The sequence below is a fragment of the Pseudorhodoplanes sinuspersici genome (genome assembly GCF_002119765.1).
Classification (GTDB): Bacteria; Pseudomonadota; Alphaproteobacteria; order Rhizobiales; family Xanthobacteraceae; genus Pseudorhodoplanes; species Pseudorhodoplanes sinuspersici.
Genome location: NZ_CP021112.1, coordinates 4,415,721 through 4,433,515 on the forward strand (window position 1 = coordinate 4,415,721; position 17,795 = coordinate 4,433,515).

Below are 17,795 nucleotides of genomic sequence, written 5' to 3' on the forward strand. Positions count from 1 at the left end.
CAGGCGACAGCGCAGGGCGCCGGAACCGCCGCAGCAGGCGAAGAGCGCTTCATAGGCATCGAAGTTTCGCTTTCGGCAAGCCATTTTGTGCTAAGGCGCCGCCATGACATCGCGCCGGAACCGCCCGCCCTCGAAACAGCATCGCCGCCCGGAAGGGGGACGGCCGCATAAGCCATCGCGCCCGCTCAAAGGGCGGTCGGAACCGCGTGACGTGCGGACCGAAGAGCGCGGCCGCCAAGACGACCGTAAACTTTCCGACCGTAAACCTTCCGGCCGGACATTCTCCGAACGAAGCGAGGCGACATTTCGGGAGCGTAAGTTTTCCGATCGCAAGTTTTCGGAACGCCGACCGGAGCGCAGGCCTGCAGACGACAGGTCTTCAGAGTATCAGTCGTCTGAACGGAAGCCGTCCGGGCACAAGCGTCCGGCGCGCAAATATGGCGAAGAAAAATCCTTCGAGCATGGATCCGAGCGCCTATCGCGCGGGCGCAAGCCTGATGATCGCAAGTCCGATGGCCGCAAGCCTACGGATCGCGACCGCAAGTCAACAGATCGCCAGCGCACCGAACGCAAATTCACCGACCGCAAACAGATGGCGGATCGTCGGCCGGAACATCGCAAACCCTTCGAGCGCAGATCGCCAGAACGCCGGCAACCTGAACGCAACATCGATCAGCCGGAGATCGCGGCCGAAACACCGGCTGTACAACTCAGCGCGGCCGTACAAACCGTCGAAGTGACGCCCGACGAGAACGGCATGCGCGTCGACCGTTTTCTCGAAGCGCGCTTTGCCGGCCTGTCCTTCAGTCATATCCAGCGCATCATTCGCAAAGGCCAGCTGCGCGTCGATGGCAAGCGCGTCGAGCCGAAGGATCGTCTTGAAGCTGGGCAATCGGTGCGCATTCCGCCGTTGCGGCTCGATCCGGAAAAGCCGCGTCCCGAAGGCGGCAAGGACGAAGAGACACGCCAATTCCTGAAATCCATCACCCTGTTTGAAGACGACGACGTGATGGTGCTGAACAAGCCGGCCGGGCTCGCGGTGCAGGGCGGTTCCGGCACTACACGCCATATCGATGGCATGCTTGGCGTTATCCGCACCAAGGACGGACAGCGTCCGCGCCTCGTGCATCGGCTCGACAAGGATACGGCCGGGTGTCTGCTGATCGCGAAATCGCGGTTTGCCGCCGCGGCGTTGGCCAAGACCTTCCGCTCGCGCTCGGCGCGCAAGATCTACTGGGCGCTGGTGCCCGGCGTCCCGAAGCCGAAACAGGGCCGCATCTCCACTTATCTGGCGAAGGAAGAACGCGAGGACGATTCCGTCATGCGCGTTGCCCAGCATGGCGAAGAGGGTGCAAGCCACGCCATCACCTACTATGCGGTGGTGGAAACGGCGGCGGCGCGGCTGGCCTGGCTGTCGCTGAAGCCGGTCACCGGACGCACGCATCAATTGCGCGTGCAGCTCGCGCATATCGGCCATCCGATCGTCGGCGATCCGAAATACTTCAACATCGAAAATTGGGAATTGCCGGGCGGTATCCAGAACCGCCTGCATCTTCTGGCGCGGCGGATCGCGGTGCCGCATCCACGCGGTGGCGTGATCGATGCCACGGCGCCATTGCCACCGCATATGCAGCAGACCTGGAATCTGCTCGGGCTGGATGCCAGCCGGTACGATCCGATTGAAGACGCGCCGGAAGGATAGTTGATCGCAATCAGGGACCTGAAACAGCCTTCGCGCGTTCCTATATGGAACCGTGCTTCAAGCATTGCTGCTGAAGCACAATCTGAGGCTCTGGATGATCGACGTGCGAAAACACCTCAAAGCTCCTGTTTTGCTTGCGATTTGCTTCTGTGTTGCTGGTTCTGCAGCGCAGGCGCAAGATCGCACCGGCCTGGATGAGTATCCTTATTCGATCATGAAGCCGGAGCCCGGCGCACGGCGCGCTCGCCCGCCTGTGCAGCAAGTGACGCCGCCGGAAGCGGAACCGCAATCGCGTCCTGTGCAAGAGGCCAGGAAGACAACCCGCCGCGTGCGCGGTTCGTCCACGTTCTCGACGATCCCTACCTACCAGTCGCCGCTGACGCCGCTCGGTACGGCACCAACCATCGGCACGGCTCCCACACAGGCTTATCCGGCGTCGCGAGCTGCGCCGGTGCCTGGCGTGAGAGGAACCGGCGGAGCGATTGCCGTTACGCCGCCGCGCCCGGCCGGCCAGAGTTTCCAGGGTCGCGCGGCGAGCTGTGTGCATGCCGGCAGCGCCGCGGGAGTACGGCCAGGGCAGCTCGGCACCTTCACGCGCAGCTGCGTCAATCGCTGAGGCAACGGCTGGAGCTGTCCGCGGCGGAACTTTTTACCGTCTCTCCGGTTGGACAGCGATGGCGCGTCAGCTTTCACAACGGACTCTGCCGCAAGCGGCGCTCTCGCCGTCTTTGACTGCGCGCACGGCCGCCGCGGGCGCCTTGGCTGTCGGCGCGCTGGCGCTCGGCGCTGCGGCCATCGGCGCGTTTGCCATCGGCCGTTTGATCGTCGGCAAGGCGCGCGTCCGGTCGCTGGAGATCGACGATCTCACCGTCAATCGCCTGCATGTCGTGAACGCCAATCGCAGACATTCCTCTCGCAAAACCAGGTGATTAGCAGCGAACCAATCCGCGCATTTTGGCGTTGCCTTGACATGCAACCAAATAGTTGCATATTGTGGCCATGAAGAATCTCGACCCGGTGTTCAAGGCACTGGCTGACGAAAGCCGGAGAGGGCTGCTGGACCGCTTGCGCGCACGCAACGGTCTGACGCTCGGCGAACTCTGCGAACGTCAGGACATGACGCGGCAGGCGGTGAGCAAGCATCTGGCCATTCTGGAGGAGGCCAATCTCGTCGTCACGGTGAAGCGCGGGCGCGAGAAGCTGCACTATCTCAACCCAGTGCCGATCCATGCGATCGCGGAACGCTGGATCGGCAAATACGAAAGTCATCGCCTGCAGGCGCTGAGCGACCTGAAGGCCAGTTTGGAGAAGCGTAATGGGTAAGCCGAGTTTCGTTTATGTGACCTACATCCAGACGACGCCGGAGACATTGTGGAATGCGCTGCTCGATCCGGAGATGACCAAGGATTATTGGGGCCGGCATCGCAATGTATCGGACTGGAAGACGGGCTCGGCGTGGCGTCACGAAGATTACGACGATGCGAATAATGTCCGCGTTGTCGGGACGGTGCTTGAAAGCAATCCGCCGCACCGTCTGGTTTTGAGCTGGGCATCGCCTGAAAAAGGTGACGATCCGGCGAAACAATCGCGCGTCACTTTCGACATCGAGCCGTATATGGGCGAGGTGCGTTTGACCGTGACGCATGAGGATCTCGATAACGAGATGCTGCGTCGCGTGTCGGGCGGCTGGCCGGCCATTCTCTCCAGCCTGAAGACCTTGCTCGAAACCGGCAAGGCTATGCCGATGACGCAGAAGCGCTGGTCCGGCAAAAGCTGAACATCATGGACCGAAATCGTTGTACGCAGGGAGTGGGACATGACTGCTGACAAGCCGAAATTCGTCTATGTCACCTACATCGCCTCGACGGCCGAAAAGGTCTTCGAGGCGCTGACGGACGCATCCATTTCGAAACAATTCTGGTTCGGCTTTCACGTCGATTCGAACTGGAAGAAAGGTTCGGCCTTCGCGCTGAAAAAGGACGGCGTCACCATGGACTCGGGCGTCGTCCTGTTGTGCGAACCGCCGCATCGGCTCTCCTACACATGGCATCCCGAATACGAAAGCCATCGGCATGAGCGGCCATCGCGCGTGCTGTTCGAACTCGAACAGTTGAAGGGCCAGGTGAAGCTCACCGTCACGCACGATGATTTCGACGAAGACAGCAAGGTGTTCGAAAGCATCAGCGGCGGATGGCCGCTCGTTCTCTCGAGCCTCAAGAGCATGCTGGAGACCGGCAAGTCACTGGAGCCGACCTTCAGCGAAGACGACATCAAGAAGCTCGAGGCGGCATGCGCGCAATGAAAGATCGAGCATTCGATATTGCGCGGTATGTCGCTGTGAAAGGGTGAGGGCATGACCGACATCAGCCAGTTCAAGCCGAAGACCGTCTACGTCACCTATATTGCCTCGACACCGGAGAGGGTGTGGCAGGCTCTGACCGATCCGGAATTCAGCCGGCAATATTTCTTCGGTTTCGCTATCGACGTCGAACCGAAGCCGGGCGGTGCGTTCCACTACCGCTATCCGGATGGCCGCGTTCACATCAGCGGTAAAGTGCTGGATTGGTCGCCGCCGCGCCGTTTCGTCTGCACCTGGATCGTGGAAGGCATGGAAGGCTTCGGCGAGTTGCCGGAATGCATCGTGGCCTATGACATCGAGCCGGCGGGCGACGCGGTCAAACTGACGATGACCGAGTCGCATAGCTGGGACGTGCCCGAGGCGATCATGGCTGGCGGCCGGTCCGGCTGGCCGGCGATCCTGTCCAATCTCAAGAGCGTCTTGGAGACCGGCAGGCCGATGACCATCCAGATGGCGCCGCCGGAGGGGTTTATGGAAGCGGTAAAACGCGCGGTTGCGGAGAGGCCTTGGAAACGATGACGCCTTAACAAGGACGCCTTCGAGACGATAACGGACTACAATGCCGGCCTCGCATCCGAATCGGGGTCGATATGGCCGTCAAACGTCCGCCCGCGCTCGATCGCATCGACATCAAGATTCTCGCTGCGCTTCAGCAGGACGGGCGGCTGACCATCCAGAAACTGGCGGGGATCGTCGGCCTCACCGCGCGGCCATGCCTTGAGCGGGTGCGCCGCCTGGAAGCCGCCGGCATCATTGCCGGCTATCGGGCGGTGCTGGCGCTGGAGCGTTTGTCGAAGCCGGTCACGATCTTCGCGGAGATCGCTCTCGAAAAGCAGGGCCATCAGGATCGTCTGGAAAAGCGCCTTGTGGCGATCGAAGAGGTCGTGGAGTGCTGGGAGGTCAGCGGCAATGTCGACTATGTCGCGCGTTTCGTCTGTGCCGATCTCGGACGCTACGAAACGCTGACGGCCGATCTAATCGATGACAAGACGCTGGGCGTGTCCCGCATCGTCAGCCACATCGCGCTGCGTCCGGTGCGGCGCTTTGGCGGTTATCCAATGTCATTGTTGAGCCCGCCATACGGTTAATGCACCGCGACAGCAAGTTCTGTCGCCGCCAGCGCGCCTTGCAGCCGTTTTTGTCGCCAGCGTGTCTGCATTCAGCAACATAAGCATCTGCACGCACCTATTCTTTATTGATGGAGGTGCGCCCAATGACACGCCCAGGGAAACGCTTTGAGATCCGGTCGGAAACGCCGCTTGCTTTGGAGCAGCGTTATTCCGCGCATAACTACGATCCGCTTCCGGTGGTGCTGACACGCGGGAAGGGCGCGTTCCTGTGGGACGATGCCGACCGCCGTTACATCGACATGATGAGCGCTTATTCCGCAGCGAGCCATGGTCATGGCCATCCGCGGATTCTGGCGGCGCTGGAAGCGCAGGCGTCCCAATTGGCGGTGCCATCACGCGCTTATTTCAATGACAAGCTTGGACCGTTCCTTGCGGCTTTGTGCAAACGCACCGGCCTCGACGAAGCCTTGCCGATGAACACCGGCGCCGAGGCGGTCGAAACCGCGATCAAGGCCGCGCGCCGCTGGGGCTATTACGTCAAGGGCATTCCGCATAACAAGGCCGAAATCATCGTTGCGGACGGCAACTTCCACGGCCGCACCACGACGATTGTCGGGTTCTCGTCGGAGCCCGATTATCGCGATGGCTTCGGACCCTTCGCGCCCGGTTTCGTCTCGGTGCCGTTCGGCGATCTGTTGGCGATGAAAAGGGCGATTACGCCGCGGACGGCGGCCATTCTGATCGAGCCCATTCAGGGCGAGGGCGGAATCATCGTGCCGCCGCAAGGCTATCTCGCCGGTCTGCGCCAACTCTGCGACGAACACCGCGTGCTGCTGATCCTCGATGAAGTGCAATCCGGTCTTGGCCGTGCGGGCGACTGGTTCGCCTTCCAGCACGAAGGCGTGATGCCCGATGGCATTGTGCTCGGCAAGGCGCTGGGCGGCGGCATGCTGCCGGTCTCGGCCTTCGTCGCGCGCCGGGAGGTGATGGCTGTGTTCACGCCGGGGTCGCATGGTTCGACCTTTGGCGGTAACCCTCTGGCGGCGGCGGTCGGCTTCGAGGCGTTGCGCGTGATCGAGGAGGAAGGCCTCGTCGAGCGAAGCCGCATGCTGGGCGAACACATGTTCGATCGTCTGCGCGCGATCCGCAATCCGGCTTTGAGGGCGGTGCGGGGACGCGGACTTTGGGCGGGCGTGGAGATCGATCCCAGGCAAGCCAGCGCCCGCGATGTCTGTTTGCGGATGCTGGATAAAGGCGTGCTGTCAAAGGACACCCACGGCACCGTCGTCCGCCTCGCGCCACCGCTCGTGATCCGCAAATACGATCTCGATATCGCGCTTGATATCTTTGCCGAGGCGCTGAACGAAGCGGTGCCATCGGGGCAGCCGGTCGCCGCGTAACCAATCGATCCATCGAGGGGAAGCTATGAAAGTCCAGTCGAACCCACGCATCCTGATGTGCCGGCCCGAACATTTCGGAGTCGTCTATGCCATCAATCCGTGGATGGACCCGTCTGAATGGGAACGCGATGTGCGCAAGCTGGCCGCGGCCTCGCACAGCCAGTGGATGGCGCTGCGCAAGACGCTGCGCGATCTCGGTGCGCGGATCGAGCTGGTGCCGCCTGTGGCCGGTGTGCCCGATCTCGTCTTCACCGCCAATGCGGCGGTGGTGATGGACCGCAAGGCGCTGCTGGCGCGCTTTCGTCATCCGCAACGGCGCGCGGAAGAAAACCATCTTGCCGCGGCCTTCCAGAGCCTGCGCGCGCGTGGGATCATCGACGAGATCGTGACGCTTCCCGATGATGTGACGCTGGAAGGGGCAGGCGATTGCGTGTTCGACCGCGCCCGCAATCTGTTCTGGCTTGGCTATGGCCCGCGTTCCGACGCCGCCGCGGCAAACACCGTCAAGGATGTGTTCGGCCTCGATGTCGTGCCGCTCGAACTGGTCGATCCGCGCTTCTATCACATGGATACGGCGCTGAGCGCCTTGCCGCGTGGCGAGATCATGTATGTTCCGCAGGCCTTTTCAGCGGAAGGCAGGGCAGCGATCGCTGCGCATGTGCCGGCCTCGCAGCGCATCGGCATCGCCGAGGATGACGCCGTGCAGCTTTGCGCCAATGCGGTCTCAATCGGTGACACGCTGGTGATGTCGGCCTGCAGCGATTATCTGAGCGCGCAGCTTGCGGAGCGTGGCTATCGCGTGGTGACGACGCCGCTGACCTCGTTCCTGCGCAGCGGCGGTTCGGCCTTCTGCCTGACGCTGCGGCTCGACCTGACATCGGCACAGTCGGCCAGCCAGTCCGCTCCCAAAATGCGGGACGCTATCGCAGGCCGGCGTTGATCCGGTCGAGCGCCGCCGAACCGGGACACAGCTCTTTCTCGCCGAGCGCATTCAGCGGCATCTGCACGGTCTTCAATGACGTGTGCAGATCCTGCGGCTCGTCGGCGATGTAGAGCACGCCGGTGACGATCTGTCCTTCCGACGCATGCTTCTGCAGGAAATTCATCGCCGCATAGCGGTCATGGATTTCGTAGTCGGCACCGAGCTTGCGCAACGCCAGTTTCGAGCCGTCGTGCTGCTCGACGATCTGCACCGTGCCTTCGGGATAATCCACCGCAATCGGTGCGCGGGCCGAAATCACGTCGAGCCGGTTCACCGCTTCGTTATGCTCGCGCACATAATCGAAGCTTTTGGTCGAGCCGGCATGATTGTTGAAGGCGACGCACGGCGAGATCACGTCGAGGAAGGCCGCGCCCTGATGTTCGATGGCGGCCTTGATGATCGGCACGAGCTGTTTCTTGTCGCCGGAGAAAGAGCGGGCGACGAAGGTGGCGCCAAGCTGCAGCGCCATGGCGGCGAGGTCGATGGAATTGTCGGTATTGATCACGCCGCGCTTTGACTTAGAACCGCGATCGGCGGTCGCCGAGAACTGTCCCTTGGTCAGGCCGTACACGCCGTTATTCTCGACGATATAGGTCATGTTGACGCCGCGCCGCATCACATGCGCGAACTGGCCAAAGCCGATCGAGGCCGAGTCGCCATCGCCGGAAACGCCCAGATAGATCAGGTCGCGATTGGCGAGATTGGCGCCCGTCAGCACCGACGGCATGCGGCCATGCACGGAATTGAAGCCGTGCGAATTGCCGAGGAAGTAAGTCGGCGTCTTCGATGAGCAGCCGATGCCGGAAATCTTCGCCACCCGGTGCGGCTCGATCGAGAGTTCGAAACACGCCTCGATGATCGAGGCGGTGATCGAGTCATGACCGCAGCCGGCGCACAGCGTCGAGATCGTGCCTTCATAGTCCCGGTGCGTGTAACCGAGGTCGTTCTTCGGCAGCGCCGGGTGGTGGAATTTCGGTTTGGCGATGTAGGTCATGACGCGTCCTTTACCCTCCCCTGGAGGGGGAGGGTCGGCGTGCGAAGCACGCCGGGGTGGGGTGATGGAATGACCGTGTCACCCCATCCCGGCGCACTATGTGCGCCGACCTCCCCCCTCCAGGGGGAGGTGAAGAGTGACGGCTGCGGCAGAACATTTTCATGACGCCGCCTGCTTTCGCTTGACCTTCAACTGGTCGAGATGATCGCCGATCGCCTTGGCGATAAAGCGCGCGGTGATCGGCGTGCCGTCGAAATGCAGGATCGGCACCAGCCGCACCGGATCGATGCCGCATTCGTTGACGATCAGCGAGCGAAGTTGTCCGTCGCGGTTCTGCTCCACCACATAGACGAAGTCGTGATCGGCGACGAAGCTGTTGACGCTGGAATGGAACGGGAAGGAGCGAATGCGCATGCGGTCGAGCCGGTGGCCTTTGGCCTCGATCAGTTCGATCGCCTCATCCATCGCCGGTGATGTCGAGCCATAATAGATCACGCCGTATTTCGTTTGCTGTTCCGCATTGGCGATCAGGGGACGCGGCACGATGTCTTTGGCGCTCTCGAATTTGCGGAGAAGCCGCATGACGTTGTCGACATAAGGTCCGCCTTCTTCGGTGTAGCGGGCATAGCGGTCGCGGGTCGAACCGCGGGTGAAGAAGGAGCCGCGGGTCGGATGCGTGCCTGGATAGGTGCGATAGGGAATGCCGTCACCATGGACGTCGAGATAGCGGCCGAAATCGGTGCCGGCCTCCAGCTCCTCGTAGGTCATCACCTTGCCGCGGTCATATTGGCGCGTGTCGTCCCATGTCAGCGGCGCGCACAGCCGGTGGTTCATGCCGATATCGAGGTCGAGCATGACGAAGATCGGCGTTTGCAACCGGTCGGCGAGATCGAACGAGAGGGCGCCGAATTCGAACGCCTCGTGCGGGTCTTCCGGAAACAGCAAGATGTGCTTGGTGTCACCATGCGAGGCATAGGCGCAGATCAAGAGATCGGATTGCTGCGTGCGAGTCGGCATGCCGGTCGATGGCCCGCCGCGCTGCACGTCGAAGATGACGGCCGGCACTTCAGCGAAATAGGCCAGGCCGCAGAATTCCTGCATCAGCGAAATGCCGGGACCGGACGTGGCGGTGAAGGCGCGGGCGCCATTCCACGATGCGCCGATCACCATGCCGATGGAGGCGAGTTCGTCCTCGGCCTGGATGATGGCGTATTTGGCTTCGCCGGTGTCCTTGTCGACGCGCAGCTTGGCGCAATAGCGGGTGAAGGCGTCAGCGAGTGACGAGGACGGTGTGATCGGATACCAGGCGCAGACGGTGGCGCCGCCATAGACGGCGCCGAGCGCCGCCGCGGAATTGCCCTCGATGAAGATGCGGTCGCCGACCTTGTCCGATGCGCGCACCCGCAAGCCGATCGGGCATTTCAGATTTTCCAGAGCCCAGTCGCGGCCGAGATGCAGCGCATGCACGTTCGGGCCGATCAGCTTGTCCTTGCCCTTGTACTGCTCGCCGATCAGCGTCTCGATCACTTTCGCATCCATATCGAGCAATGCCGACAGGACGCCGAGATAGATGATGTTCTTGAACAGCTGACGCTGGCGCGGGTCGGTATATTCCTTGTTGCAGATCGCGGTCAGCGGCACGCCGATGACATTGATGTCGTCGCGGAATTTCGATTGGGGCAGGGGCTTGGTCGAGTCGTAAAGCAGATAGCCGCCCGGTTCGATCCCGGCGATGTCCTTGTCGAAGGTCTGCGGGTTCATCGCTACCATGAAGTCGACGCCGCCGCGCGCGCCAAGATGGCCCGCTTCCGTGACCCGCACTTCATACCAGGTCGGCAATCCCTGAATGTTGGAGGGAAAGATGTTGCGGGGAGAAACCGGTACGCCCATCCGCATCACCGCGCGGGCGAACATCTCGTTGGCACTCGCCGAACCTGACCCGTTCACATTGGCGAAGCGGATGACGAAGTCGTTTACGCTGCTGATCGTGCCGCCTGGCATTTCGTCTCACCCGCATATGCCATTTCGATAAGATATTTTTGCATGTCCCAGGCGCCGGTCGGGCATCGTTCGGCGCACAGGCCGCAATGCAGACAGACGTCCTCGTCTTTCACCATGACACGGCCGGTCTTCAGATTGTCCGCGACATAGAGATCTTGCGTCAGATTGTTGGCCGGCGCGCTGAGGCGCTGGCGCAGGTCCGCTTCCTCGCCATTCTGTGTGAAGGTGATGCAATCCATCGGGCAGATATCGACGCAGGCATCGCATTCGATGCAGAGTTGCCCGGTGAACACCGTCTGCACGTCGCAATTCAGGCAGCGATGCGCTTCGCCAAGCGCGAGCTTAACGTCGAAGCCCAGTTCGACCTCGGCCTTGATGTCGCGCAACGCCACCGTCTTTTCCCTTAAGGGGACGCGGAAACGCTGATCCAGCGTGATGTCGTTGTCATACGACCATTCGTGGATGCCCATCTTCTGGCTTTCGATCTCCACATGCGGCAATGGCCGCTCGGTGATCTCTTCGCCGGAGAGCAATTTGTGGATCGACAGAGCGGCGTCATGTCCGTGCGCCACCGCCCAGATGATGTTCTTGGGTCCGAAAGCGGCATCGCCGCCGAAGAACACTTTCGGGTTTGTCGACACGAAGGTTTTCGGATCGACGACCGGCATGTTCCATTTATCGAACTCAATGCCGATATCGCGTTCGATCCAGGGATAGGCATTCTCCTGGCCGACCGCGACGAGCACGTCATCGCAGGGGAAATGCTGATCGGGTTCGCCCGAAGGCACGAGATTGCGCCGGCCCTTGGCGTCGTATTCGGCTTTCACCTTCTCGAAGGTGATGCCGGTCAATCTGCCATTCTCGTGCGTGAAGGCTTTGGGCACGAGATAATTGTGGATCGGGATATCCTCGTGCATCGCGTCTTCCTTTTCCCAGGGAGACGCCTTCATCTCATCGAAACCGGAACGCACGACGACCTGCACATCCTCGCCGCCGAGCCGTCGGGCGGAACGGCAGCAATCCATCGCGGTATTGCCGCCACCAAGCACGATCACGCGCTTGCCGATCTTGTCGATATGGCCGAACGCGATCGAGGACAGCCAGTCGATGCCGATATGGATGTTCCTGGCCGCTTCCTTGCGGCCGGGGATGTCGAGATCGCGGCCGCGCGGCGCACCGGAGCCGACGAACACCGCATCGTAATTTTCAGCCAGCAACGATTTCAGGCTATCGATACGCTGGCCGCCGCGAAATTCGACGCCGAGATCGAGGATGTAGCCGGTTTCTTCATCGATGACGGAATCGGGCAGGCGGAATTTCGGGATCTGCGTGCGCATCATGCCGCCGGCGCGCGGATCGCCGTCAAACACGATGCATTCATAGCCAAGGGGCGCGAGATCGCGGGCAACGGTGAGCGAAGCGGGTCCGCCGCCGACCAGCGCGACGCGCTTGCCGTTTTTGCGCTGCGCCTTGCGCGGCATCCGCGCCGACACGTCATTCTTGTAGTCGGCGGCGACGCGCTTCAAGCGGCAGATCGCCACCGGTTCCTCTTCGACACGGCCGCGCCGGCAGGCCGGTTCACAAGGGCGGTCGCAGGTGCGTCCGAGAATTCCCGGAAACACGTTGGATTGCCAGTTGACCATGTAGGCGTCGGAATAGCGCCCCTGTGCGATCAGCCGGATGTATTCGGGAACGGGCGTATGCGCCGGACAGGCCCATTGGCAGTCGACGACTTTATGAAAATAGTCCGGCGCCGAAATATCGGTCAGCTTCATTCGGTCCTCGGACGCGCCTATGCAGCACGCGTGGCGCGCAAACGACGGTTTTCCCCCGATGGTCCGGCTTGTGCCGCCGAATCCACTTCCTAAACCTAATTAGTCTAGTTCTTGAATTCTAGTCGCCAAAAGACGCATAGCGGAAGTCACTATCGAGTTAAGTTTGTCGCGCGCATGCGAATGACCCGCCTTGCGGAACACGCGATTGACCGATATTGCGATGCAACAGCGCGTAGGCACCACCTCAGCGCGTGTTGTTTCAGATCTGTGAAAAAAATCAGCCTTGCGGGGCGGTCTTTTGCGGGGCAGGGCTGTTGCCGACGCGGGTTAACCCGGCTTTTTCAGTTTGGCTGTTCCATTCACTTTTCTTTGCTCTCGCGCACCAATCATCACAGCGCGGTGAGTGTCAGGCGAGATGTTTAACGGAATGAAACTTGTCATCTTCGATTGCGACGGCACGCTGGTGGACAGCCAGCACATGATCTGCGCGGCGATGCAGCGCGCTTATGACGCCCATGCCATTGTCTGCCCGCCCCGTGAGACTGTGTTGTCGATCGTCGGGCTGTCGCTGCGCGAAGCATTCGAAGTGCTGGGGCGCGGACACGACGATTTCCCGTTCGATGGCATGATCGAACACTACAAGCAGGCCTTTTTCGATCTTCGTCATTCGGTCGATCATCAGGAGCCGCTTTATACCGGTGTCCGCGAAACGATCCTGACTTTGGCCAGCCGCGGCGATTGCCTGCTCGGTGTTGCCACCGGCAAATCGCAACGCGGGGTCCGTGCCATTCTGACCCATCACGGCCTGCTGTCGCATTTCGCCACCATCAAGACAGCGGACGATGCACCGTCCAAGCCGCATCCCGGCATGATCCTGGAGGCGATGCGCGAGGCGGGCGCGGAGCCCGGCGACACGCTCATGGTCGGCGATACCTCCTACGATATCGAGATGGCCCGCGCCGCCGGTGTGACGTCCATCGGCGTGACCTGGGGTTATCACACCGAGGCGGTGCTGAAAGCCAGCGGCGCTGACCATGTCGTCAGCGATCACATGGAACTGGCCGCTTCCATCGACGGTTTACTCTTTGCGCCGCAGGCGGCCTGAGGCCGAGCGCGGTCGAGATAACTCATGCGCGATATTTTCGAAGACATTTTCAAGAATGATCCGCTCGATCCGATGGAGGCGGCACGGCGCCATGTTCGCCCGACCTTGCGCAAGCGCTTTTACGATACGGCCGGCGTCACCCAGAACGGTGATCTGTTTGAGGTGACACTCGACGGCAAGCCGGTGCGCACGCCTGCGCGCCATGCGCTGGCAACCCCGTCGCGGGCGTTGTCGCAGGCCATCGCCGACGAATGGCAGGCCCAGACCGATATGATTGATCCGGCTCATATGCCGCTGACACGTCTTGCAAACTCGATCATCGATGGCGTCGCCGCATCGCCCGAGCTGGTGCATGATGAGATCGTCAAATATCTCGGCTCCGATCTTTTATTCTATCGCGCCGACGGCCCGGAGCGATTGATCGAACGGCAGGCCGCGGCCTGGGATCCGGTGGTGGCCTGGGCGGCGAATGCGCTCGACGCTCATTTCATCATGGTCGAAGGGGTTGTCTTTGCCGCACAGCCGCCGGAAGCGGTGGCCGCGGCCGGCAAGGCGATCCCGACTAATCTCTGGCGGCTCGGCGCGGCCCATTCGGCGATGACACTGACCGGTTCGGCCTTGCTGGCGCTTGCGCTCGCCCATGATGCGATCTCGCTGGACGAGGCCTGGAAGGCTGCTCATGTCGACGAGGACTGGCAGATGGAACAATGGGGCCGCGACACGCTGGCGATGCAGCGCCGCGAGCATCGGCTGGCCGAGATGAAAGCCGCCGCCGCGATTCTGAAATTCATTCGATAAGCCCGTAGCCTCTCTCCGGATAAGACAATTGGATAAACCAGTCACTGGCCACGATTGCGCCATAACCTTTGGCTTTCTGCGGCGCATGAGCAAGATCGATCGTCGTACCTTCGTCACGACTTTGGCCGGTGCCGCTGTCTGCCCCTTCGTTGCCGGCGCTTCTCCGAATTTCGAACTGAAAGCGGACATGGCCGCCAGATTCAGCGAAGCCGGCACCGAGGGCGTGTTTGCCGTGCTGCGCGTGCGTGACAACAAGCTGCTGTCGACAGATGAAGGACGCATGCGGCAGCCCTTCATCCCGGCTTCGACCTTCAAGGTGCCGCATGCGCTGATCGCGCTGGAGACCGGCGTCGTGGCCGATGCCGATAAGGAAATCATCCATTGGGACGGGCAGGTGCGGTCGATCGAGGCCTGGAACAAGGATCACACCTTGCGCAGCGCCATGGCCGTGTCGGCGGTGCCGGTCTATCAGCAGATTGCGCGCCGCATCGGCACCGAACGCATGCAGAAATATCTCGATGCGTTTCAGTACGGCAATCGCGAGATCGGGCCTGTGATCGACCGCTTCTGGCTGGATGGGCCATTGCGCATTTCGGCGCTGGAGCAGATCGCGTTTTTCGACAAGCTGCGCCGCGGCGATTTGCCGGTGTCAAAGCGCAGTCTCGATATCGCCCGCGAGATCATTCCATCCGAAGCGGTTTCCGGCGGACACCTCCGCTCAAAAACCGGTGCGCTCGGTATCGATGGGACGCCGGGCGAGAAGGCGACGCTCGGCTGGCTGGCCGGTTATGTCGACCGTGGCGAGGATTCGTCGGTCTTTGCGATGAACATCGATATCCGCAGCCCGGCCGATCTCGCGCGCCGCATGGAGATCACGAAATCGATCCTCGGCGAGATCGGGGCGATCTGAAGGAATGCCATCATACCAGAATCACGTGCTGGCGCACGTGACCCGGAATGACAAAATTGGGATTACTGCCCCGTCGCGGTCGCCGCACGGCCGCTCTCATACAGGAACCACACCCGCTTTTCGGCTTCATCGATGAAGTTTTCGAGCAGGCTCGCGGTCGCGACATCGCCGTGTTCGTCGCATACGTCGTGGACCTGCCGCATCGACGCGATGAAGCGCTGGTTGTCCTCGCGCAGTTCGGCCAGCATGTCCTGCGTGTCGACATAGGGAGCGTCGTTGTCGGCGAGCCGCTGCTGGCGCGAAATGTCGCCGATCGAGCGCAGCGTCGTACCGCCGATCTTGCGGACACGTTCGGCGATGACGTCGGTCATCGCGAAGATCTGATCGCCTTGCTCGTCGAACATCAGATGATAGTCGCGGAAATTCGGGCCTGAGACATGCCAGTGAAAATTCTTGGTCTTCAGGTACAGCGCAAAGGTATCGGCAAGCAGCGCATTCAGCGCGCCGGAAATATCCTTGGTGGCATTGGCGCCGAGGTCGGTCGGGGTGGCGAGGCGGGCTTTGGTTTTTTCAGCGCTCATGGCGATAGGTCCAGTGACAAGGGAGGGGGAGGGTTTGAATAGTCTAGATCGATGAAATGAGGCTTTTGTTCCGGGACAACAGACGGCGCACGGTAAACAGCCCGTTAACGCCCGTTTCACCCTTGAACATTAGCATGCTTGCATGACGAGGATTAGTGCGGGCTTGCCTCAAAACATTGTTTTCAGCCCTTCCGCGGTTGATCTGTCGACCATGCATGCCGGTAAGGCTGTGCTGCCCCGCGCTGCGAGCATCGCACCATCGATGCCGGACAACGCGGCGCTTGCAGCGAACACGGTGATCAAGGATGCGGCGGCCCGGCTGGTCTCGCAGCAAAGCGGACTGGCACAGCTTTATGGGGATCTGGACGCGGCGATCACACGCACGGATCTGCCGCAAGCCGTGCGGGCGGCGGCACAGTCCGTCCTGTCATTGCGCATGGACGCTGGCCATGCCGATGCGCTGAAGACCGCCGTGCTGAAATCGGGCTTGTTCACCGAAGCGATGCTCGCTGCCGGCCTTGCGCCCGCGGGTGACATGAAAACCGCTTTGCTGTCGCTCCGGCAGACATTGCAAAGCTGGCTCGGTGTATCGGTGCCGGAGACGCGTGCCGATCCGCAATTGCCGCCGCCGTTTCGTGGCGCAGCACCGGTCGCGCAACAGCCTGCCGTGTCACCGCTTGCGATGCTCGATGCTCGTGCCGCCGGTTTTCAGCTTCTTGCCGAAACCGACGGCGCGCTGGCGCGTCAGACATTGCTGCAGATTGCGTCGCTGCCGGATGCCGTCGCCCCGCAGCAAACCGACGCTTCGCCCAAGCTGACGATGGATATTCCGCTGGCGACACCGCTCGGCACCGCGATCATCCAGCTTCAGATCGAACATGACGAAGAACGGCAGGATGGCGAAGCCAGCCGCGAGAAGACCTGGCGCATCAATCTGGCGATCGATCTCGAGCCGCTGGGGCCGGTGCGGGCCAGCGTGTCGCAGATTGGCGGTCTCACGCATGTCGCGCTGATGGCCGAACGCAAGGACAGCGCGAAGGCCCTGCGCGATGATTTGCCGATGCTTGAAGCATCGCTCGCCGAAGCTGCGCTCGATGTCGGCGATTTGCAATGCCGCACCGGCAAACCGCAAATCTCATCGGCGCCGGCCGGACTGTTCGTGGATCGCGCGTCATGAGCGGGCAAAAGGTTGCGGTCGCGCTGAAATACGATGCGCCGACCGCGCCGCGCGTCACCGCCATCGGGCGTGGCGAACTGGCGGAGCGCATCGTCGAAGCGGCGAAGGCCAATGGCGTGCCGTTGTCGGACAATCCGGTTTTGGCCGAGGCGTTGTCGAAAATCCCGCTGGATCAGAACATTCCGGAGAGCCTGTACCGCGCCGTCGCGGAGGTGCTGAGCTACATTCTGCGCACGTCCGGCCGCATGGGGAATCGTTAGACTTTACTGCGCAGGTTGAAAGCGGCTCGTTCGGTCGCCGCTCTCCGTCTGGCGATGAAGGGGGCGATCTTCTCGCGCATCGCCTCGACCACGGCTTCCGGGGCTGAGCGGGGTGATCCGGCTCGAAACGGCGGCTCAGGATCGTATTCCATCTGTAACTGTATCTCTTGGGCGGTTTGCTCTCCGAAGAGATCGGCAACAACGGTCAGCGCGAAATCGATTCCAGAGGTGACACCTGCGCCGGTCACACGATTTCGGTCTTTGACGACACGCTCAGCGGTTGGGATGGCACCCAGCAAACGAAGCTGATCAATCGAAGACCAATGGCAGGTCGCCCGGTATCCGTTCAACAGACCCGCTGCGGCGAGGACCAGTGAGCCGGTGCAAACGGATGTTACCAATTGGCAGCTCGGCGCGATGCGGGATAAAAAATTCAAAGTCTCTTTGTCGTCCATCAGGTCGATCTGGCCCGGTCCTCCCGGAACACAAATGAGATCGAGAGCGGTGCAATCAGCAAATCTCATCGTGGGAAGGATCGACATGCCACGATCGGACGAGACGGGCTCAATCGTCTTCCAGAGCAGATGAACGCTGGCCCCCGGCACCCGGTAGAACACCTCCGCCGGACCTGTCAGATCGAGTTGCGTCAACTTCGGAAAGAGAACGAAGCCAATCTGCATT

At 61.5% G+C, this 17,795-nt stretch carries 20 protein-coding genes; 15 read left to right on the forward strand and 5 right to left on the reverse strand.

The window, feature by feature from the left end; all coding sequences use genetic code 11:
- Positions 1 to 211 precede the first annotated feature (211 nt).
- The 10 genes from CAK95_RS21445 (at position 212) to CAK95_RS21490 (ending at position 7,471) form a co-directional block, all read left to right on the forward strand.
- On the forward strand, positions 212 to 1,702 hold the full coding sequence (locus tag CAK95_RS21445) for an RluA family pseudouridine synthase (protein WP_245303484.1): 1,491 nt from the start codon (positions 212 to 214) through the stop codon (positions 1,700 to 1,702).
- Between the two features lie 94 nt (positions 1,703 to 1,796).
- The gene (locus CAK95_RS21450) at positions 1,797 to 2,318 is read left to right on the forward strand and encodes a hypothetical protein (RefSeq protein WP_157699695.1); all 522 of its coding nucleotides are present in this window, start codon (positions 1,797 to 1,799) and stop codon (positions 2,316 to 2,318) included.
- Between the two features lie 58 nt (positions 2,319 to 2,376).
- Entirely contained in the window at positions 2,377 to 2,631 is a 255-nt protein-coding gene (locus CAK95_RS21455) for a hypothetical protein (protein ID WP_086089771.1), read from the forward strand.
- A 70-nt stretch (positions 2,632 to 2,701) separates the two neighbouring features.
- Positions 2,702 to 3,025 (forward strand): ArsR/SmtB family transcription factor, encoded by a 324-nt coding sequence (locus CAK95_RS21460; protein WP_086089772.1) that lies wholly within the window; start codon positions 2,702 to 2,704, stop codon positions 3,023 to 3,025.
- On the forward strand, positions 3,018 to 3,479 hold the full coding sequence (locus tag CAK95_RS21465) for an SRPBCC family protein (RefSeq protein WP_086089773.1): 462 nt from the start codon (positions 3,018 to 3,020) through the stop codon (positions 3,477 to 3,479). The genes CAK95_RS21460 and CAK95_RS21465 overlap by 8 nt, the downstream gene beginning before the upstream one ends.
- A 39-nt stretch (positions 3,480 to 3,518) precedes the next feature.
- Positions 3,519 to 4,004 carry an SRPBCC family protein gene (locus CAK95_RS21470; protein WP_086089774.1) on the forward strand — a complete coding sequence of 162 codons (486 nt, stop codon included), beginning with the start codon at positions 3,519 to 3,521 and terminating at the stop codon, positions 4,002 to 4,004.
- 51 nt (positions 4,005 to 4,055) lie between these two features.
- Complete coding sequence (locus CAK95_RS21475) at positions 4,056 to 4,580, forward strand: SRPBCC family protein (protein WP_086089775.1); 525 nt, start codon at positions 4,056 to 4,058, stop codon at positions 4,578 to 4,580.
- Between the two features lie 71 nt (positions 4,581 to 4,651).
- A complete protein-coding gene (locus CAK95_RS21480; protein ID WP_086089776.1) occupies positions 4,652 to 5,149 on the forward strand; it encodes an Lrp/AsnC family transcriptional regulator in 498 nt (165 codons plus the stop codon).
- A gap of 125 nt (positions 5,150 to 5,274) precedes the next feature.
- Positions 5,275 to 6,531: an ornithine--oxo-acid transaminase gene (rocD, locus tag CAK95_RS21485; RefSeq protein ID WP_086089777.1), complete on the forward strand. Its 1,257-nt coding sequence runs from the start codon at positions 5,275 to 5,277 to the stop codon at positions 6,529 to 6,531.
- Between the two features lie 25 nt (positions 6,532 to 6,556).
- Positions 6,557 to 7,471, forward strand: a complete 915-nt coding sequence (locus CAK95_RS21490; RefSeq protein ID WP_086089778.1) for a dimethylarginine dimethylaminohydrolase family protein — start codon at positions 6,557 to 6,559, stop codon at positions 7,469 to 7,471.
- Here the strand turns inward: CAK95_RS21490 and CAK95_RS21495 are convergent.
- The 3 genes from CAK95_RS21495 to CAK95_RS21505 all read right to left on the reverse strand — a co-directional run bounded on the left by CAK95_RS21495 (position 7,452) and on the right by CAK95_RS21505 (position 12,283).
- Positions 7,452 to 8,507 carry a 2-oxoacid:ferredoxin oxidoreductase subunit beta gene (locus CAK95_RS21495; protein WP_086089779.1) on the reverse strand — a complete coding sequence of 352 codons (1,056 nt, stop codon included), beginning with the start codon at positions 8,505 to 8,507 and terminating at the stop codon, positions 7,452 to 7,454. The genes CAK95_RS21490 and CAK95_RS21495 overlap by 20 nt on opposite strands.
- A 159-nt stretch (positions 8,508 to 8,666) precedes the next feature.
- Positions 8,667 to 10,508, reverse strand: coding sequence for a 2-oxoacid:acceptor oxidoreductase subunit alpha (locus tag CAK95_RS21500; RefSeq protein WP_086089780.1), 1,842 nt, complete (start codon positions 10,506 to 10,508; stop codon positions 8,667 to 8,669).
- Positions 10,481 to 12,283 (reverse strand): FAD-dependent oxidoreductase, encoded by a 1,803-nt coding sequence (locus CAK95_RS21505; RefSeq protein WP_086089781.1) that lies wholly within the window; start codon positions 12,281 to 12,283, stop codon positions 10,481 to 10,483. Before CAK95_RS21505 ends, CAK95_RS21500 begins: the two co-directional genes overlap by 28 nt.
- A gap of 427 nt (positions 12,284 to 12,710) precedes the next feature.
- On the opposite strand from CAK95_RS21505, the gene CAK95_RS21510 reads away from it, so the two are divergent.
- From CAK95_RS21510 to blaOXA, 3 genes are all read left to right on the forward strand, one after another.
- On the forward strand, positions 12,711 to 13,388 hold the full coding sequence (locus CAK95_RS21510; protein WP_086089782.1) for an HAD-IA family hydrolase: 678 nt from the start codon (positions 12,711 to 12,713) through the stop codon (positions 13,386 to 13,388).
- Positions 13,389 to 13,412: 24 nt separating this feature from the next.
- Entirely contained in the window at positions 13,413 to 14,186 is a 774-nt protein-coding gene (locus tag CAK95_RS21515; RefSeq protein WP_086089783.1) for an ATP12 family chaperone protein, read from the forward strand.
- 85 nt (positions 14,187 to 14,271) lie between these two features.
- On the forward strand, positions 14,272 to 15,096 hold the full coding sequence (gene blaOXA / locus CAK95_RS21520) for a class D beta-lactamase (RefSeq protein WP_086089784.1): 825 nt from the start codon (positions 14,272 to 14,274) through the stop codon (positions 15,094 to 15,096).
- A gap of 62 nt (positions 15,097 to 15,158) precedes the next feature.
- Here the strand turns inward: blaOXA and CAK95_RS21525 are convergent, their stop codons facing one another.
- Entirely contained in the window at positions 15,159 to 15,677 is a 519-nt protein-coding gene (locus CAK95_RS21525; RefSeq protein ID WP_086089785.1) for a Dps family protein, read from the reverse strand.
- Positions 15,678 to 15,819: 142 nt separating this feature from the next.
- Here CAK95_RS21525 and fliK point away from each other — a divergent pair, with 142 nt between their 5' ends.
- Together fliK and CAK95_RS21535 are read left to right on the forward strand one after the other, a co-directional pair.
- On the forward strand, positions 15,820 to 16,854 hold the full coding sequence (gene fliK, locus CAK95_RS21530) for a flagellar hook-length control protein FliK (RefSeq protein WP_086089786.1): 1,035 nt from the start codon (positions 15,820 to 15,822) through the stop codon (positions 16,852 to 16,854).
- Entirely contained in the window at positions 16,851 to 17,114 is a 264-nt protein-coding gene (locus CAK95_RS21535) for an EscU/YscU/HrcU family type III secretion system export apparatus switch protein (RefSeq protein ID WP_086089787.1), read from the forward strand. Before fliK ends, CAK95_RS21535 begins: the two co-directional genes overlap by 4 nt.
- Here CAK95_RS21535 and CAK95_RS21540 read toward each other — a convergent pair.
- Positions 17,111 to 17,794 (reverse strand): DJ-1/PfpI family protein, encoded by a 684-nt coding sequence (locus CAK95_RS21540; protein ID WP_086089788.1) that lies wholly within the window; start codon positions 17,792 to 17,794, stop codon positions 17,111 to 17,113. The genes CAK95_RS21535 and CAK95_RS21540 overlap by 4 nt on opposite strands.
- Between the last annotated feature and the right edge of the window lies 1 nt (position 17,795).

What these genes read in the sequence shown, in the direction of transcription:
- CAK95_RS21475 (WP_086089775.1), top strand. Translation starts at nt 4,056, where the DNA reads ATGACCGACATCAGCCAGTTCAAGCCGAAGACCGTCTACGTCACCTAT.
- blaOXA (WP_086089784.1), top strand. Translation starts at nt 14,272, where the DNA reads ATGAGCAAGATCGATCGTCGTACCTTCGTCACGACTTTGGCCGGTGCC.
- CAK95_RS21540 (WP_086089788.1), bottom strand. Translation starts at nt 17,794, where the DNA reads ATGCAGATTGGCTTCGTTCTCTTTCCGAAGTTGACGCAACTCGATCTG.
- CAK95_RS21455 (WP_086089771.1), top strand. Translation starts at nt 2,377, where the DNA reads ATGGCGCGTCAGCTTTCACAACGGACTCTGCCGCAAGCGGCGCTCTCG.
- fliK (WP_086089786.1), top strand. Translation starts at nt 15,820, where the DNA reads ATGACGAGGATTAGTGCGGGCTTGCCTCAAAACATTGTTTTCAGCCCT.
- CAK95_RS21510 (WP_086089782.1), top strand. Translation starts at nt 12,711, where the DNA reads ATGAAACTTGTCATCTTCGATTGCGACGGCACGCTGGTGGACAGCCAG.
- CAK95_RS21525 (WP_086089785.1), bottom strand. Translation starts at nt 15,677, where the DNA reads ATGAGCGCTGAAAAAACCAAAGCCCGCCTCGCCACCCCGACCGACCTC.
- CAK95_RS21535 (WP_086089787.1), top strand. Translation starts at nt 16,851, where the DNA reads ATGAGCGGGCAAAAGGTTGCGGTCGCGCTGAAATACGATGCGCCGACC.
- CAK95_RS21470 (WP_086089774.1), top strand. Translation starts at nt 3,519, where the DNA reads ATGACTGCTGACAAGCCGAAATTCGTCTATGTCACCTACATCGCCTCG.
- CAK95_RS21490 (WP_086089778.1), top strand. Translation starts at nt 6,557, where the DNA reads ATGAAAGTCCAGTCGAACCCACGCATCCTGATGTGCCGGCCCGAACAT.
- CAK95_RS21500 (WP_086089780.1), bottom strand. Translation starts at nt 10,508, where the DNA reads ATGCCAGGCGGCACGATCAGCAGCGTAAACGACTTCGTCATCCGCTTC.
- CAK95_RS21480 (WP_086089776.1), top strand. Translation starts at nt 4,652, where the DNA reads ATGGCCGTCAAACGTCCGCCCGCGCTCGATCGCATCGACATCAAGATT.
- CAK95_RS21450 (WP_157699695.1), top strand. Translation starts at nt 1,797, where the DNA reads ATGATCGACGTGCGAAAACACCTCAAAGCTCCTGTTTTGCTTGCGATT.
- rocD (WP_086089777.1), top strand. Translation starts at nt 5,275, where the DNA reads ATGACACGCCCAGGGAAACGCTTTGAGATCCGGTCGGAAACGCCGCTT.
- CAK95_RS21505 (WP_086089781.1), bottom strand. Translation starts at nt 12,283, where the DNA reads ATGAAGCTGACCGATATTTCGGCGCCGGACTATTTTCATAAAGTCGTC.
- CAK95_RS21460 (WP_086089772.1), top strand. Translation starts at nt 2,702, where the DNA reads ATGAAGAATCTCGACCCGGTGTTCAAGGCACTGGCTGACGAAAGCCGG.
- CAK95_RS21515 (WP_086089783.1), top strand. Translation starts at nt 13,413, where the DNA reads ATGCGCGATATTTTCGAAGACATTTTCAAGAATGATCCGCTCGATCCG.
- CAK95_RS21465 (WP_086089773.1), top strand. Translation starts at nt 3,018, where the DNA reads ATGGGTAAGCCGAGTTTCGTTTATGTGACCTACATCCAGACGACGCCG.
- CAK95_RS21495 (WP_086089779.1), bottom strand. Translation starts at nt 8,507, where the DNA reads ATGACCTACATCGCCAAACCGAAATTCCACCACCCGGCGCTGCCGAAG.